Raw genomic sequence first — 15,965 nt, forward strand, 5'->3', positions numbered from 1 at the left:
GTGCATCAGCGTTGCGTGACGTGACAACTTCTCTCCGTTCGGGGGGTTTGATCATGAGTTCTTGACCGGAGCACCCCGGGAGACCTAGCCTCGCCATACAGGCTCACATTGCCCGACCAAGCGCAGGCTAAGCGCACAACATAGATCGCGTAACGGAACAGCATCACTTTGGCCGATCCGATCGGCCATTGGCGGCAGCTTCGGACTGGCCGGTCCGACGCTGGCGCGACAACTGCACCCGGCCGTCGGCGATGCTCCCGCGTGGGCACCGCCGACGGAAGCTACCCCACGGCCAGTCGCTCCGGTCGGGCGTCCACAGCCGCAGGGTGCGTGCCCATCGGCACGGTCGCTGCGGTCCCGACGTTCAGGGGAGGCGGCCATGGCGAGGCGGCGCAGTTCCACCGGGGTCCCGACATGAGCGGGCCGGTCGGGCCGGGCCCTGTGGCCATCGGGCGGAGCGGGGCGCCGGCATGAGCGGGTTCGACATCCTGATCCTCGCCGTGGTGCTGGTCCTGACCGTGGTCGTGCTCGGGGCGGTGCTGCTCGGCGTACGGGCGCTGCGCCGGTTCGGTGCGGCACCGGCGCCCGAGGACCCCGCCTTCATCGCCGAGAAGGACCGGCAGGAGCAGTCCCTCGCGGCCCTGCGTACCGCCGCCGACGAGGCCAACAGCACGATCGACGTGGCGAAGTCCGCCGTCGCGGCGGCCCGCACCGAGGCGGCTGCCGCGAAGGCCGAGGCGAAGGCGGCCCGGGCGGAGGCCCGCCGGGTGCTCGACGACGCCCGGGCGGAGGCCGACACCGTCCTGGAGCGGGCCCACAAGCAGGCCGAGGCGGACGCGGAGCAGTTGCGGGCCACCGCCCGGCGCAGCGGCGAGCGGGAGGTCGCGGTGCTCGCCGCCACCACCCGGGAGCAGGCCGCCGAGGTGGACCGGCGGGCGGCCCGGATGGACGAGCGCGAGCGGCTGCACACCGAGGAGGTGGAGCGCCTCGCCGAGCGGGAACGGCAGCTCACCGCCGCCAGTGCGGCCCTGTCGGCCCGCGAGGCCGCCCTCGCCCAACGCGAGGCCGAGCTGGCCGAGGCGGAGGCGCAGCGGCGACGCGAGCTGGAGCGGGTCGCCGGCCTCACCGCCGACGCGGCCCGGGCGGAGCTGATCGAGGCGATCGAGGTCCAGGCCAAGCGGGAGGCCGCGCTGCTGGTCCGCGACATCGAGTCCGACGCCCGTGGCACCGCCGAGCAGCGCGCCCGGCACATCGTCGTCGACGCCATCCAGCGGGTCGCCAGCGAGCAGACCGCGGAGAGTGTGGTCAGCGTCCTGCACCTGCCCGGCGACGAGATGAAGGGGCGGATCATCGGCCGGGAGGGCCGCAACATCCGCGCCTTCGAGTCGGTCACCGGCGTGAACCTGATCATCGACGACACCCCCGAGGCGGTGCTGCTCTCCTGCTTCGACCCGGTGCGCCGGGAGGTCGGGCGGCTGACCCTGGAGAAGCTGATCCTGGACGGGCGGATCCACCCGCACCGCATCGAGGAGATCTACGACCTGGCCCGGCACGAGGTGGAGGAGCTCTGCCAGCGGGCCGCCGAGGACGCCCTGGTCGAGGTCGGCATCACCGAGATCCACCCGGAGCTGGTCACCCTGCTCGGCCGGCTGCGCTACCGGACGTCGTACGGGCAGAACGTGCTCAAGCACCTGGTGGAGACCGCGCACATCGCCGGCATCATGGCCGCCGAATTGCGGCTGGACGTGCCGATCATCAAACGCTCGGCGTTCCTGCACGACATCGGCAAGGCGCTCACGCACGAGGTGGAGGGCAGCCACGCCATCATCGGCGCCGACCTCGCCCGCAAGTACGGCGAGAACGAGGACGTCGTGCACGCCATCGAGGCGCACCACAACGAGGTGCCGCCGCAGACCATCGAGGCCGTCCTCACCCAGGCGTCCGACGCCTGCTCGGGCGGCCGGCCGGGGGCCCGGCGGGAGAGCCTCGAGGCGTACGTCAAGCGGCTGGAGCGGATCGAGGAGATCGCGGCCGGCAAGCTCGGCGTGGAGAAGGTCTTCGCCATGCAGGCCGGCCGGGAGGTCCGGGTGATGGTCAAGCCGGACGACGTCGACGACATCGGCGCCGCCGTGCTGGCCCGGGACGTGGCCAAGCAGATCGAGGAGGAGCTGACCTATCCGGGGCAGATCCGGGTGACCGTGGTCCGCGAGTCCCGGGTCACCGAGATCGCCCGCTGACGGCGTCAACACGAAGGGCCGGCCCGATCATCGGGCCGGCCCTTCGTCGTACCTCAGGGGTCAGATGCCCTGGCCGTTGCTTTCCGACTGCGCGGCGAGCGCGGCCGGGGGCGGGTTCTGGGCCGGGGTGCCGGCGGTCTTGCGGCCCCGGGAGAGCCGGCGCTGGACGTACTGGGCCAGCTTCGACAGCGAGTAGTTCACCAGGATGAACATCACCGCGATCACGACGTAGACCTGGATCGGGTTGTCCAGCGCGCCGATGATCTGCTTGCCGATGTTCAGGGTCTCCTCGTAGCTGATGATGAAGCCGAGCGAGGTGTCCTTGAGCACCACGACGAGCTGGCTGATCAGCGCCGGCAGCATGATCCGGAACGCCTGCGGCAGCAGGATCATCCGGGTGGTCTGCAACGGGGAGAGCCCGATTGCGGAGGCCGCCTCGGCCTGCCCGCCGGGCAGGCCCTCCATGCCGGAGCGGAGGATCTCGGCGATCACCACGGAGTTGTAGATGGTCAGGCCGATGACCAGGTACCACAGCGTGTCGAACGAGACGCCGAACTCGGGAAAGCCGCGGGCCACGAAGAAGATCGTGATGACCACGGGCAGGCCCCGGAACACCTCGACGCAGACCCGGGTGAGCGCCGACAGGAACAGGCTCAGCCCGCGCAGCAGGTACGCCAGCGGCGTGGCGAGACCCGTGAAGCGCCGACGGGTCAGGCTCTTGAGCTGGATCCGCAGCACCGCGAGCAGCGTGCCGACCACCAGCGACGAGACGATCGCCAGGGCGGCGGCGGTCAGCGTGTTCTTGAAGCCGATGCCGATCCGCTCCCACACCAGCGAGAAGTTCTCGTTGGAGGGGTCGATCAGCGGCCCCCACAGCTCCATCGAGAACTGGCCCTTGTCGTTCAGCGGGCGGTAGACCAGGAAGTACGCGCCGACGAGCAGCAGCACCGTCGCGACCGCGCTGCCGACCAGGGTGAGCCGGCGCTGCCGGGGTCCGGGGACGTCGTAGAGGACGCTCTGCTGGCTCATCGGGCCACCGCCTGCCGCTTCTCGATGCGGTCGAGGAGCGCGCCGAGGGGGACGGTCATGATCAGGTATCCGATCGAGATGCCGATGGCGACGGGGACGAAGGCGTAGCCCTCGGCCGAGGTGAGCTGGTCGGCGGTCTGCGAGAGGTCGCCGATCACGCCGAAGAAGCCGATCAGGGCAGAGTTCTTGATCATCGCGATGATCACCGACCCGAGCGGCACCACCGAGGCCTTCCAGGACTGCGGCAGCACCACGTGACGCAGGTTCTGGCCGAACGTGAGGCCCAGCGACCGGGCGGCCTCCGCCTGGCCGGCGGGCACGGCGTTCACCCCGGAGCGCAGCGCCTCGCAGACGAACGCGGCCGTGTAGAGCACCAGCGCGATCAGCGCGAACCGGAAGTACGGCAGGTCCGTGCCGAGCCGGCTGAACAACGAGTCGAGCACCGGGACGCGCAGGAAGTCCGCGTTGGAGCCGAGCGCCGGCAGGCCGAACGCGGCGAAGAACATCACCACGGTCAGCGGCATGTTGCGAAAGATGTTCACGTAGCCGGTGCCGAGCGCCCGCAGCGGCGGCACCGGGGAGATCCGCAGCACCGCCACGATGGCACCCAGGATCAGGGCGCCGATCGCGGCGAGTACGCAGATCTGGAGGGTGAGCCAGAAACCACCCGCGAAGACGTCGAACCTCTCGATGAGCACACTCACGGGACGGTCTTCCTCCCACCCTCCAGATCAGGAATCAGCTCAGTAGCGGTTGACGGTCGGCGCGGTGCCCAGTTCGGCACCGAACTTGCCGGCGGTGTCGTCCCAGGCCTTCTTCCAGCTGCCGTCGGCGAACGCCTTCTCCAGCGTGTCGTTGACGAAGTTGCGGAAGTCGGTGTCCTCCTTCTTCACCCCGAGGCCGTACGGCTCCTTGGTGAAGTTCTCGCCGGCCAGCTTGAACGACGCCTCGTCCTTGGCGATGTAGCCGAGCAGGATCACGTTGTCCGTGGTGACGGCGTCGACCTGGCCGTTCTTCAGGGCGTCGCGGCACTTGTCGTAGGTGTCGAAGGGCACCAGCTGGGTGGCGACGTCCTTGACGTACTTCTTGATCTCCTCGAACGGCGTGGAGCCGGTGACCGAGCAGACCTTCTTGGTGCCGTCCTTGAACGAGTCCGGGCCGGTGATGGTGGTGTCGTCCTTCTTCACCATGATGTTCTGGCCGGCCTCGTAGTACGGCCCGGCGAACGCGATGCGCTCCTTGCGCTTGTCGTTGATCGTGTAGGTGGCGGCGACCAGGTCGACCGTGCCGTTCACGATCACGTCCTCGCGGACCTTCGAGGGGGCCTCGACCCACTCGATCTTGTCCTCGGGGATGCCCAGCTCCTTGACGATGATCTTCGCGACCTCGACGTCGAAGCCCTCCGGCTTGCCGGACAGGCCCTTCAGGCCGAAGCCGGGCTGGTCGAACTTCGTGCCGATCTTGATGGCCTGGGCCTTGTTGAGGCGCTCCATCGTGCTGCCGGCGGCGAAGGACTTGCTGCCGGCGCCGGTGCCCTCGTCGGCGTCGTCGCCGCCGCAGGCGGTCATGCCGAGCGCCAGGGTGGCGGCCGCCGCGAGCGCCGCTACGCGCGTGATACGCATACACTTCTCCTTCTTCGACGGAACCCGCCGGGGGACGGCGCGCTCCAGGTACGGACGCCTAGTGCGTGAGGATCTTGGACAGGAAGTCCTTGGCGCGCTCGCTGCGCGGGTTGGCGAAGAACTCGGCCGGCGGCGCGTCCTCGACCAGCTGGCCGTCGGCCATGAAGATGACGCGGTTCGCCGCGTGCCGGGCGAAGCCCATCTCGTGGGTCACCACGACCATGGTCATGCCCTCGCTGGCCAGCGACGTCATCACGTCCAGCACCTCGCCGACCATCTCCGGGTCCAGCGCGCTGGTCGGCTCGTCGAAGAGCATCGCCTTGGGCTGCATGGCCAGCGCCCGGGCGATCGCCACCCGCTGCTGCTGGCCGCCGGAGAGCTGGGCCGGGAACTTGTCGGCCTGATTCGCGATGCCGACCCGGTCCAGCAGGGCCAGGCCGCGCTCGCGCGCCACCGCCGGCTTCTCCTTGCGGACCTTGACCGGCCCGAGGGTGACGTTCTCGAGGATCGTCTTGTGCGCGAAGAGGTTGAACGACTGGAACACCATGCCGACCTCGCTGCGCAGCTTCGCCAGCGCCTTGCCCTCGGCCGGCAGCGGCTGCCCGTCGAAGGTGATCGTGCCGGAGCTGATCGGTTCGAGGCGGTTGATGGTGCGGCACAGCGTCGACTTGCCGGAGCCCGACGGGCCGATCACCACGACCACCTCGCCGCGCCCGACCGACAGCGAGACGTCGTCCAGCACGTGCAGCGGCCCGAACCACTTGTTGACCGAGTCCAGCACGATGAGCGGTTCGCCCGTCGTCACGTCGTTCACCGTCCCTGTCGTCGCGCGGGGTCGGCTGACCCCCGGTTGGGCAACTGTAGGCGGGGGGATGTGGCGGGACGCAACTCAGTTGGTCACGGAGCGATAACACCAGTTCAGAACGGGGTCATGAGTCCGATTTTGACCGCGATCGGGGCCCGCCGGTTGCCATCGGATGGAGCTGTTCGGCGATCATGTGGGGATGACCGAACCGGTACGGCTCACCCGGTACGCCCGGGGCGGCGGCTGCGCGTGCAAGATCCCCCCGGGGGAGCTGGAGACCATGGTCGCCGGGCTCGGCCCGGCCACCGGCACAGCCGAGCTGCTCGTCGGGCTCGATCACGGCGACGACGCCGCGGTGGTCCGGCTCGACGAGCGCACCGGCCTGGTGACCACGGCCGACTTCTTCACCCCGGTGGTCGACGACGCGTACGACTGGGGGCGCATCGCCGCGACGAACGCCCTCTCCGACGTGTACGCCATGGGCGGCACCCCCCTCGTCGCGCTCAACCTGCTCTGCTGGCCGCGCGACGTGCTGCCGCTGGAGCTGGCCCGGGAGGTGCTGCGCGGCGGGCAGGACGTGGCCCGCGACGCCGGCTGCCACCTCGCCGGCGGGCACAGCGTCGACGACGAGGGCCCCAAGTACGGGCTGGCCGTCACCGGCGTGGTCCGGCCCGAGGAGCTGATCACCCTGGACGCCGGCCGGGCGGGGCTGCCGCTGTCGCTGACCAAGCCGCTCGGCGTCGGGGTGCTCAACACCCGGCACAAGGCCACCGGCGAGAGCTTCCCCGAGGCGGTCGCCGCGATGACCACCCTCAACCGCGACGCGGCGCGGGCCGCGGTGGCGGCCGGCGTCCGCTGCGGCACCGACGTGACCGGCTTCGGTCTGCTCGGGCACGCGTCCAAGCTGGCCCGGGCGAGCCGCCTGACGGTGGCGATCGACGCGGCCCGGGTGCCCTACCTGGCCGGCGCCCGGGAGGCGGTACGCGACGGGCACGTCAGCGGCGGCAGCCGGCGCAACCTGGAGTGGGTCACCGGGTGGACCGACTTCGGCGGCGTCAGCGAGGAGGAGCGGCTGCTGCTGGCCGACGCGCAGACCTCGGGCGGCCTGTTGGTCGCCGGCGAACTGCCGGGCGCCACCGTGATCGGCGAGCTGCTGCCGCCCGGGGAGCACCGCGTCGTCGTGCGCTGAGGGCGGGCCGCCCGGCGTGTGGCGTCCGGATCGGGCCACCGTACCCGATAAACTGTCATCTTTCCGCTACTCGGAGCAATGGCGCTCGGGGAAATTTTGCCCGGAATGGTCACAGACCGGTAACTTGCCCCCGGCTGAGGTCATATGCACCCCACCATCGTCAGTAAGGCCCGATCCGGAGGCCGGTGGGACGAGCACAGCGAGGAGGCGGCATGACCGAGCTGTGGAACTGGAGAATCGAGCAGGTGCGGCCGGTGGAGGTCTACCCGGCACTGGCCGAGGCGCTCGGCCGGGTGGTGATGCCCCTGGCGGCGGCGGACCCCGCCCGCCTGCCGACGTACGCGGTGATCTGCGACGTCTGGCAGGCGCCGGGGGAGTTCGCCACGATCGTGGACTGCTACGGGGTGCCCGAAGGGCTCTCCGAACACGGCAGCATCGCCACGCTGGCGCGGCTGCTGGACCGCAACTGCCTGCTGCGCGACGACACGCTGGACGCCGGGCGGCACCTGCTCGTCGCGCCCGACGGCACGATCCGGCCGGTGCACTTCGACGTCCGGGAGACCGACGACGGCGAGGAGCTCGCCGACCAGCGGCTGTGCACCGACGCCGATCCCCGCTGTCGCGGCTGGTCGCAGTGCCACCGCTCGCGCTGGGCGCCGGACTCGGTGCTCCCGGCGCTCGCCGCCGCCTGACCCGCGCACCCGCTGCCGGCCCCCGTGCCGGCACGGCGGAGGCAGCCCGGGAGCCGGCCGGTGGAAGCAGCCCGGGAGCCGGCCGGCGGAGGAGCCCGGGAGCCGGGCCGGCGGGGGCGAAACCCCGTCCCGGCCCGGCGGCGGGATCAGCTCGCCGGGCTGGTGGAGCGGCCACCGCGTACCTCCAGCTCGGCGAGCAGGGTCGCGGTGGCCGCGGCGACGGCGGCGACCGCCGCGTCGAAGGCCGCGGCGTTGTGGGCGGCGGGCTTGCGGAAACCCGAGATCTTGCGGACGTACTGCAACGCCGCCGCGTCGACGTCGCCCGGGGTCACCTCGGCGACGTACGGCTCACGTAGGGTCTTGATGCTCCGGCACACGGCTCCTCCTCGTTAAGTCCGGTCGGTGGGCCCGGATACGCTGTCCGGGTCATGACTACCGCAGCGGCGAGCAGCCCGCGCACCTATCAGGTGCGCACCTACGGCTGCCAGATGAACGTGCACGACTCCGAGCGCATCTCCGGCCTGCTGGAGCAGGCGGGCTACGTGCGCGCCGCCGAAGCCGACGACGACCCGGACGTGGTGGTGTTCAACACCTGCGCCGTCCGGGAGAACGCCGACAACCGGCTCTACGGCAACCTGGGTCACCTGCGCCCCGTCAAGGCCAGGCACCCGGGGATGCAGATCGCCGTGGGCGGCTGCCTGGCCCAGAAGGACCGGGGCGAGATCGTCCGCAAGGCGCCCTGGGTCGACGTGGTGTTCGGCACGCACAACATCGGGTCGCTGCCCGTGCTGCTGGAGCGGGCCCGGCACAACACGGCTGCCGAGGTGGAGATCCTCGAGTCCCTCGACGTCTTCCCCTCGACGCTGCCCACCCGGCGCGAGTCCACGTACGCGGGCTGGGTGTCGATCTCCGTCGGCTGCAACAACACCTGCACGTTCTGCATCGTGCCCTCTCTGCGGGGCAAGGAGAAGGACCGCCGCCCCGGCGACATCCTCTCCGAGGTCCGCGCCCTGGTCGACGAGGGCGTGCTGGAGGTGACCCTGCTCGGGCAGAACGTCAACTCCTACGGCGTGGAGTTCGGCGACCGGCTGGCCTTCGGCAAGCTGCTGCGCGCCTGCGGCGACATCGAGGGGCTGGAGCGGGTGCGGTTCACCAGCCCGCACCCGAAGGACTTCACCGACGACGTGATCGCCGCGATGGCCGAGACGCCCAACGTCTGCCACTCGCTGCACATGCCGCTCCAGTCCGGCTCCGACGACGTGCTGCGCGCGATGCGCCGCTCGTACCGGTCCGACCGCTACCTGGGCATCATCGAGAAGGTCCGGGCGGCGATGCCGGACGCGGCGATCACCACCGACATCATCGTCGGGTTCCCCGGCGAGACCGACGCCGACTTCGAGCGCACCCTCGACGTGGTCCGCGAGGCCCGGTTCTCCTCCGCGTTCACCTTCCAGTACTCCAAGCGCCCCGGCACGCCGGCCGCCACCATGGACGGCCAGCTGCCCAAGCAGGTCGTGCAGGAGCGCTACGAGCGGCTGATCGCCTGCGTGGAGGAGATCACCTGGGCGGAGAACAAGAAGCTGGTGGGGGAGACCGTGGAGGTGCTGGTCGCCGTCGGCGAGGGGCGCAAGGACGAGCGCACGGGTCGGATGTCCGGCCGCGCCCGCGACGGCCGCCTGGTCCACTTCGCCACCGGCGGGAACGGCCAGCAGGGCGACGCCGGTTCCCTCGCCGGGCGGATCCGGCCCGGCGACGTCGTGCACACCACCATCACCTACGCCGCACCGCACCACCTCAACGCCGACGGCGAGCCGCTGGCGCACCGGCGCACCCGGGCTGGTGACGCGGCCGAGGCGGGGCGCGCCCCGCGTACGCCGGGGGTGCTGCTCGGGCTGCCCACGATCGGCGCGCCGGCCGCGGCGCCCGCGCCGACGACCGGCTGCGCCGCGCACTGACCCGCGACCGGCCGGGGCCTGCGCGCGCAGGCCCCGGCCGGTGCGCTCAGCCGGTCACACCTGGATCCGACCCGCGCCCGCGCCGCCCGTGACGATGGACTTCACGCTGCTCGCGGCGTCCAGGGTGTACGAGTACGGGATGGCCCGGACGCTGCCGCCGGCCTGGCCGCTGCCGGAGTTGACGAAGTGGTTGTTCCGGGCGACCAGCGTGCCCGGCCCGGAGTCGCCCTCACCGAGGTGGTACGGGTCGTCGACGTTCTCGAAGTAGTTGCCCTCGACGAGCACCCCGGCGTTCTCCGTGGAGGCCACGCCGTAGCCGCCGTTGCTGTCGTAGTAGTTGTTGAACACGTGGACCGGGTTGCCGAAGCGGACCCGGGGGTGGCGCTGGGTGCTCTCGTCGAACCAGTTGTGGTGGTAGGTCACCCGCAGGTGGCCGGTGTCCTGGCTGCCGTTGCTGTCGCTGTGCCCGAGCAGCATCGACTTGTCGTGGTCGTAGACCCGGTTCCACGACACGGTGATGAAGTCCGAGCCCCGCTTGATGTCGACCGCGCCGTCGTTGCCGTTGGTGAAGCTGTTGTGGTCGATCCAGATGTTGGTGGCCGACTCCTGCACGTTGATCGCGTCGTCGTTCCAGTTCCGGAAGGTCAGGTTCCGGATGATGACGTTGCGGTCGCCGTTGATGTTGAAGCCGCAGCCGGAGATGGTCGCGCCGGGGTTGCCGAGGATGGTCTTGTTGGACCGCACCCGCAGCATGCCGGAGCAGGAGATGGTGCCGGAGACGCGGATCACCGCCGCGCTGCTGGAGCCGACCGCGCTGGTCAGGGCGGAGGCGCTGGTGACGGTGACGGGGTTGCCACTGCCGCCGGTGGTGCCGCCGTTCTGGGTGGCCCAGCCGATCAGCCCGGTGGGGGCGGCCGAGGCGGGTGCGGTGCCCGTGGTCAGCGCCCCCGCGGCGAGCAGGGCGGCGCTGGCGGCGGCGGTGAGCAGGGTGGTGCGACGTCGGGACGTACGCATGGTGCTTCCCTTCGGTGGTCGCGGGCTCGCGGACCGTGGGCCGACCCGGCGACGCCGTGCCCGGTGGCGTCTGGTCGGTGGGGACGGCGGTCTGCGGCCCCGCGGATGCGGACTGGCTACGCGAAGTTGCGGCTCCCGTGCTGGCGCTCACGAGCAGTCAGGTAAGCGCTTTCCCGATGTAAGCACAGATGTTCGTCGATGTAAAGACCGCCCCTACCTGCACGAAGATCGGCGGCCACCCCGAGGGATGACCGCCGATCGTCAGGGGTGGATCAGCAGGCGACGCCGTTGAGCTTCACCGCGCCCGGCGCGGCGGACGGGCCGTTGGCGGTGAAGCCGACCGTCACCGAGGCCCCCGGCGCCAGCGCCCCCGCCCAGGTCGGGGCCGCCGCCGTCACCGTGGTGCCGGACTGGGTCACCGTGGCGTTCCAGCCGCTGGCCAGGCTCACCCCGGCCGGCCAGGCCCAGGTGACCTGCCACGGGTTGACCGTCGCGGTGCCGGCGTTCGTCACCGTCAGCTCCCCCTGGAAGCCGCCCTGCCACGCGTTGACCTGCCGGTACGCGCCCGTGCAGCCCCCGGTCGGCGGAGGCGGCGACGAGGTCGGCGTCGCCGTCGGCGTGCCGGTGGGGCCGCCCCCGCCGCCCACCGGCGCGATCAGGTACGGCTGGAGGATGGCCTGCTTGGTGGTGTTGATGTTCGTCCAGTCGTCGAGCGCGATGCCCCCGGTGTCACCGGAGTTCGGGTTCCACGACCAGTAGGTGAAGGACATCCCGTCGACCCCGGTGCCGGTGTAGGCCATCAGCTTCTCCAGCCACACCTTGTCCCGGGGGTCGGCCAGGGTGCTGCCGAACTCGCCCATCATGATCGGCGCGATGTTCTGCTTGTAGAGGTAACCCCAGTACTTGTCCCAGATGCCCGGCAGGTTCGTCGGGAAGTCGGGGGACTTGAACCAGTTCTGCTCGAAGACCGAGGTGGCGTACTCGTGCGGCGAGTAGACCAGCCGGTTCGGCACGTCGAGCCGGACCGGGAAGTCCTTGGCCTTCGTCAGGTTGCCGCCCCACCAGCCGCAGTCCTCGTCGTTGCTCGGATCGTTGTCCCAGACGTTCGAGAGGCCACCGCTGGGGCAGCTCACGCCCTCCACGAAGATCAGCCAGTTCGGCTGCACCGACAGGACCGCGTTGCCGGCCCGCTCGGCGGCCAGCCGCCAGTCCCGTGCCGGGTCGCCGCAGCCCCAGCACGCGCCGGTGGCCGCCGGGTTGGTTCCTTCGGCGTGCGGCTCGTTGTGCAGGTCCGCCCCGATCACCGTGGTGTTGCCGGCGTACCGCTGGGCGAGCATCTTCCAGTCGTTGATCCAGGTCGCCTCGGAGACCGTCGGGGTGTACCAGAGCCCGGACTGGCCGGCGGAGGTCGGCCGGTGCCGGTCGAGGATGACCCGCATCCCCTTGCCGCCGGCGTAGTTGATGACCTTGTCGAGGATCTGCAACGGGGAGAGCCCGACCAGGTCCGGGTTGACGAAGTCGTTGATGCCGCTGGCCGTCGCGCCCGGCTTCAGCGCGTCGTTCGAATACGGCACGCGCAGCGTGTTGTAGCCGAGGCTGGCCATCTTGTCGATCTGTCCCCGCCACGGGTTCGTGGACCACAGCCCGTGGAAGGTCTTGTTGTCGGTCTCCATGCCGAACCAGTTGATGCCGGTGATGCGTACCGTCGCGCCGGTGCTGTCGACGATCTTGTTGCCGTTGGTGTGCAGGTAGCCGGTCCCGGTGCCGGCGGGGGCGGCGACGGCCGGGGCGGTGCTGACGGCGGCGGCGACGAGGACGCCGGCCGCGGCGGTGGCGAGCGCGGTGATCGCGCCGCCGAGGGCGCTGCGTCGGTGCATGCGAGCTCCACTTCGAACTGCCCGCCGCCGCCACCGGCGGCGCGGGCGGGAACCGGGCGACGGCCGTCACGCTCCCTCAGGGAGTACGCGGACAGGGCGCGACGGGACGTGCCACGTGGGATGCGGCCGCTCGCGGTACCACCGGCGTCCCCCGACGACGCGGTGTGCGCCGCCGGTGCCCTCGCGCCGGTGCCGGACCTGGCTCCGCCGCTCATTCTGATCAGCCCGCCTCGATGCGTCAACCGTCGCGTGCCCGGCCCGGGTGGCTGCGGGCGGACAGGCGGAAGCCCCCGGTCCGTGGCGGATCGGGGGCTTCCGTGGTGGCTCGGTGCGAGGCGGTGCCGTGGCGCTCGGTCCGGCTCAGCCGGCCTGCTCGGCGAGCTGGAGGAACTGCCGCTTGGAGGCCAGCGCCTGCTCGGCCTCCTTGACCCGCCGGGCGTCCCCGGCCGCCTGGGCCCGGGCCAGCCGCTCCTCGGCCTCGGCGACCTGCGCGCGCATCTGGGCGAGCAGAGGGTTGTCCTCCTTGGTGGTGCGCCGCCACGCGGAGTCCATCACCTCGCGGACCTTCTCGTCGATCGCGCGCAGCCGGCGCTCCAGCCCGGCCGCCGCCTCGCGGGGCACCCGGCCGGCCTCGTGCCACTGGGCCTGGATGTCCCGCAGCTTGGCCTGCGCGCCCTTCGGGTCGCCGTCGACGTCCAGCGCCTCGGCCTCGGCGAGCAGCGCCTGCTTGCGCTCCAGGTTGCCCCGCTGCTCGTTGTCGCGGGCGGAGAAGACCTCGCTGCGCCGGGTGAAGAACTCGTCCTGCGCGCCCCGGAACCGTTCCCAGAGCTTCTGCTCGGCCTCCTTGGAGGCCCGGGGAGCGGCCTTCCACTGGTTCATCAGGTCCTTGAGCTGGTTGGCGGTGGCCGCCCAGTCGGTGGAGTCCTTGAGCTTCTCGGCCTCGGCGACCAGCTCCTCCTTGACCGTCTGCGCCTGCTTGCGCTGAGAGTCGAGGGAGGCGAAGTGGGCGCCCCGGCGGCGGGTGAAGCCGTCACGCGCGGCGGCGAACCGCTTCCACAGCTCACCGTCGGCCTTCTTGTCGACCCCGCGGATGGTCTTCCACTCGTCGAGGATCTCCTTGAGCCGGTCCCCGGCGGTCTTCCAGCCCGTCGACTCGGCGGCCAGCTTCTCCGCCTCCTCCACGAGGGCCTGCTTGCGGGCAAGTGCCTCGCCCCGGGCGGCGTCGCGGGCCGCCTTGGCCTCGCCGGCCTTCTCCTCGGCGACCGTGGCGAGCCGGTCCAGCCGGGCGGCCAGCGCGTCGATGTCGCCGACGACGTGCGCCTCGGCCAGCGACGCGCGGATCCGCCGGATGGTGGTCAGTGAATGGCCGGCGTCGGCGGCACCCGAGTTGAGCCGGGCCTCCGTCAGGTTGACCTCGGTCACCAGGTCGTCGAAGCGGCGGGCGAAGTGGGCCAGCCCCTCCTCGGGCGCTCCCGCCTGCCAGGATCCGACCACCCGCTCGCCGTCGGCGGTCTTGACGTACACGGTGCCGTCCGCGTCCACCCGTCCGAAGGCAGTCCAGTCGCTCATGTGCCCATCCTCGTTCTCCCGGCGTCGGGGAGCAGTCCCGCGATCGCCGCCACGGCGCAGCAAAGTTTCCCCCGGCATTGTCACAGGTACGACCCCGTTCCCGTCGAGCGCCTATCGCCGACCGTGACCATACGGTGTCCTAGCGCCCGCGGACAGGCTCCCTGGGAGGAGTGTCGGAATCCGGCGTACGACGCGTCCGGACGGGCGGGCGTCGTCGGCGGCGTGGCGCCCCGAACCCGCAGGCGGCCCGCCGGCGGGGACCGGCCGGCAGCGGCGGCTCGAAGAGCCCGGGTGCGGGGCGCCGGGCGCCGTCGTGCCGATACCGTTGCCGGGTGCCCCTGGTCGCCGCTGCCGTCTGCCCCCACCCGCCGCTGATCGTCCCCGAGCTGGCCGGTGCCGCCGCGCCCGAGCTGGACGAGCTCCGTGCCGCCTGCGACGCCGCCGTCGCCGGGCTGCTCGCCGCCGGCCCCGAGGTGATCGTCCTGGTCGGCGGCGGGCCGGAGACCATCCGCTTCAACGCGGCCGACCACGGATCGCTGCGCCGGTACGGCCTCGACCGGGCCGTGCGGCTGTGGAAGGTGAACTGCGCCGGCGGCGAGCGGCTGCCGCTGAGCCTGACCGTCGGCGCGTGGCTGGTCGGCCGCTCCCGGACCGAGCTGCCCCGGCTGGCCCGCTCCGTCGCGTCCGACGCCTCCCCGGCGGACTGCGCCGAGCTGGGGGCGGCGCTCGGCGCGGCGACGGAGCCGCGTACCGCCCTGCTGGTGACGGGGGACGGATCGGCCTGCCGCGGCCCGAAGTCGCCCGGCTACGACGACCCGCGCGCCGAGGCGTACGACGACGGGGTCGCCCGCGCCCTGGCCGATGCGGACGCCGAGGCCCTGCTCGACCTGGACCCGGTCCTGTCGGCGGAGCTGAAGGTCGCCGGGCGGGCGCCCTGGCAGGTGCTGGCCGGCGCGGTCCGGGCGACGGGCGGCGACTGGCGCGGCGAGCTGCGCCACCACTCGGCGCCGTACGGCGTCGCCTACCTCGTGTCGTCCTGGACGCCGGCGTGACCACCCGCCCACCGGCCGGGACGGTCGTGGCCGTGGTCGGGCCGACGGCGGCCGGCAAGTCGGCGCTGAGCATCGCCCTCGCGCACGCCCTCGACGGCGAGGTGGTCAACGCCGACTCGATGCAGCTCTACCGGGGCATGGACGTGGGCACCGCCAAGCTCACCCCGGCCGAGCGCAAGGGGGTGCCGCACCACCTGCTGGACATCTGGGACGTCACCGAGCCGGCGAGCGTCGCCGAGTACCAGCGGCTGGCCCGCGCCGCCGTCGACGACGTCCTGGCCCGGGGCCGGGTGCCGCTGCTGGTCGGCGGCTCCGGCCTCTACGTGCGGGCGGTGCTGGAGCGCTTCGAGTTCCCCGGCACCGACCCGGCGGTGCGCGAGCGGCTGGAACGGGAGCTGACCGAGGCCGGCCCCGCACCCCTGTACGCCCGGCTGCGCGAGGCCGACCCGGCCGCCGCGGCGGGGATCCTGCCCGGCAACGGCCGGCGGATCGTCCGCGCCCTGGAGGTCATCGAGCTGACCGGGGCGCCGTTCACCGCCGCGCTGCCCGAACCGACCCCGTACTACCCCTCGGTGCAGCTCGGCGTGGACCTGGACACCGCGCTGCTGGACGAGCGGATAGCCCTGCGGGTGGACCGGATGTGGGCCGACGGGCTGGTCGCCGAGACCCGGGACCTGGTGGGGCGCGGCCTGCCCGAGGGACGTACGGCCAGCCGCGCGCTCGGCTACCAGCAGGTGCTGCGCTTCCTCGCCGGGGAGCTGACCGAGGCCGAGGCGCACGACGAGACCGTCCGGGCCACCCGGCGCTTCGTCCGGCGGCAGCGGTCCTGGTTCCGCCGCGACCCCCGGATCCACTGGCTGGACTCGTCGACGCCGGAGCTGGTCCCGGCCGCCCTGCGCCTGCTGCCCGCCGCTGCGCGATGAT

General features: G+C 72.0%; 14 protein-coding genes. 6 read left to right on the forward strand and 8 right to left on the reverse strand.

What is annotated here, in order from left to right; genetic code table 11:
- Positions 1-470 precede the first annotated feature (470 nt).
- A complete protein-coding gene (gene rny / locus ACLQ20_RS26135; protein WP_151453945.1) occupies positions 471-2,237 on the forward strand; it encodes a ribonuclease Y in 1,767 nt (588 codons plus the stop codon).
- Between the two features lie 60 nt (positions 2,238-2,297).
- On the opposite strand, the gene ACLQ20_RS26140 is transcribed toward rny, so the two are convergent.
- The 4 genes from ACLQ20_RS26140 to ACLQ20_RS26155 are packed head-to-tail and all read right to left on the reverse strand — an operon-like array spanning position 2,298 to position 5,702.
- Complete coding sequence (locus tag ACLQ20_RS26140) at positions 2,298-3,266, reverse strand: amino acid ABC transporter permease (RefSeq protein ID WP_151453946.1); 969 nt, start codon at positions 3,264-3,266, stop codon at positions 2,298-2,300.
- The gene (locus tag ACLQ20_RS26145) at positions 3,263-3,970 is read right to left on the reverse strand and encodes an amino acid ABC transporter permease (RefSeq protein ID WP_151453947.1); all 708 of its coding nucleotides are present in this window, start codon (positions 3,968-3,970) and stop codon (positions 3,263-3,265) included. The genes ACLQ20_RS26140 and ACLQ20_RS26145 overlap by 4 nt, the downstream gene beginning before the upstream one ends.
- A 39-nt stretch (positions 3,971-4,009) precedes the next feature.
- Positions 4,010-4,888, reverse strand: coding sequence for a glutamate ABC transporter substrate-binding protein (locus tag ACLQ20_RS26150; RefSeq protein ID WP_151453948.1), 879 nt, complete (start codon positions 4,886-4,888; stop codon positions 4,010-4,012).
- 58 nt (positions 4,889-4,946) lie between these two features.
- Positions 4,947-5,702 carry an amino acid ABC transporter ATP-binding protein gene (locus tag ACLQ20_RS26155; RefSeq protein ID WP_151453949.1) on the reverse strand — a complete coding sequence of 252 codons (756 nt, stop codon included), beginning with the start codon at positions 5,700-5,702 and terminating at the stop codon, positions 4,947-4,949.
- Between the two features lie 184 nt (positions 5,703-5,886).
- Between ACLQ20_RS26155 and selD the strand changes: the two genes are divergently transcribed.
- Positions 5,887-6,882, forward strand: a complete 996-nt coding sequence (gene selD, locus ACLQ20_RS26160; RefSeq protein ID WP_425858006.1) for a selenide, water dikinase SelD — start codon at positions 5,887-5,889, stop codon at positions 6,880-6,882.
- A 212-nt stretch (positions 6,883-7,094) separates the two neighbouring features.
- Positions 7,095-7,574, forward strand: a complete 480-nt coding sequence (locus tag ACLQ20_RS26165; RefSeq protein ID WP_151453951.1) for a hypothetical protein — start codon at positions 7,095-7,097, stop codon at positions 7,572-7,574.
- A 146-nt stretch (positions 7,575-7,720) separates the two neighbouring features.
- Here ACLQ20_RS26165 and ACLQ20_RS26170 read toward each other — a convergent pair whose 3' ends face one another.
- Positions 7,721-7,951 carry a DUF2277 family protein gene (locus ACLQ20_RS26170; protein ID WP_151453952.1) on the reverse strand — a complete coding sequence of 77 codons (231 nt, stop codon included), beginning with the start codon at positions 7,949-7,951 and terminating at the stop codon, positions 7,721-7,723.
- Between the two features lie 51 nt (positions 7,952-8,002).
- Here ACLQ20_RS26170 and miaB point away from each other — a divergent pair, with 51 nt between their 5' ends.
- Positions 8,003-9,529, forward strand: coding sequence for a tRNA (N6-isopentenyl adenosine(37)-C2)-methylthiotransferase MiaB (gene miaB / locus ACLQ20_RS26175; RefSeq protein ID WP_151453953.1), 1,527 nt, complete (start codon positions 8,003-8,005; stop codon positions 9,527-9,529).
- A gap of 54 nt (positions 9,530-9,583) precedes the next feature.
- Here miaB and ACLQ20_RS26180 read toward each other — a convergent pair whose 3' ends face one another.
- The 3 genes from ACLQ20_RS26180 to ACLQ20_RS26190 form a co-directional block, all read right to left on the reverse strand.
- Positions 9,584-10,543, reverse strand: a complete 960-nt coding sequence (locus ACLQ20_RS26180) for a pectate lyase family protein (RefSeq protein ID WP_151453954.1) — start codon at positions 10,541-10,543, stop codon at positions 9,584-9,586.
- Positions 10,544-10,815: 272 nt separating this feature from the next.
- A complete protein-coding gene (locus tag ACLQ20_RS26185) occupies positions 10,816-12,420 on the reverse strand; it encodes a cellulase family glycosylhydrolase (protein WP_425857946.1) in 1,605 nt (534 codons plus the stop codon).
- A 360-nt stretch (positions 12,421-12,780) separates the two neighbouring features.
- Positions 12,781-13,989, reverse strand: coding sequence for a DUF349 domain-containing protein (locus ACLQ20_RS26190; RefSeq protein ID WP_151453956.1), 1,209 nt, complete (start codon positions 13,987-13,989; stop codon positions 12,781-12,783).
- Between the two features lie 332 nt (positions 13,990-14,321).
- Here ACLQ20_RS26190 and ACLQ20_RS26195 point away from each other — a divergent pair, with 332 nt between their 5' ends.
- Together ACLQ20_RS26195 and miaA are read left to right on the forward strand one after the other, a co-directional pair.
- Positions 14,322-15,041, forward strand: a complete 720-nt coding sequence (locus ACLQ20_RS26195) for a hypothetical protein (RefSeq protein WP_425857947.1) — start codon at positions 14,322-14,324, stop codon at positions 15,039-15,041.
- Positions 15,038-15,964, forward strand: coding sequence for a tRNA (adenosine(37)-N6)-dimethylallyltransferase MiaA (miaA, locus tag ACLQ20_RS26200; RefSeq protein WP_425857948.1), 927 nt, complete (start codon positions 15,038-15,040; stop codon positions 15,962-15,964). The genes ACLQ20_RS26195 and miaA overlap by 4 nt, the downstream gene beginning before the upstream one ends.
- The last annotated feature ends 1 nt before the right edge of the window (position 15,965 follow it).

This window comes from Micromonospora sp. DT46, assembly GCF_049841735.1.
GTDB lineage: Bacteria > Actinomycetota > Actinomycetes > Mycobacteriales > Micromonosporaceae > Micromonospora > Micromonospora reichwaldensis.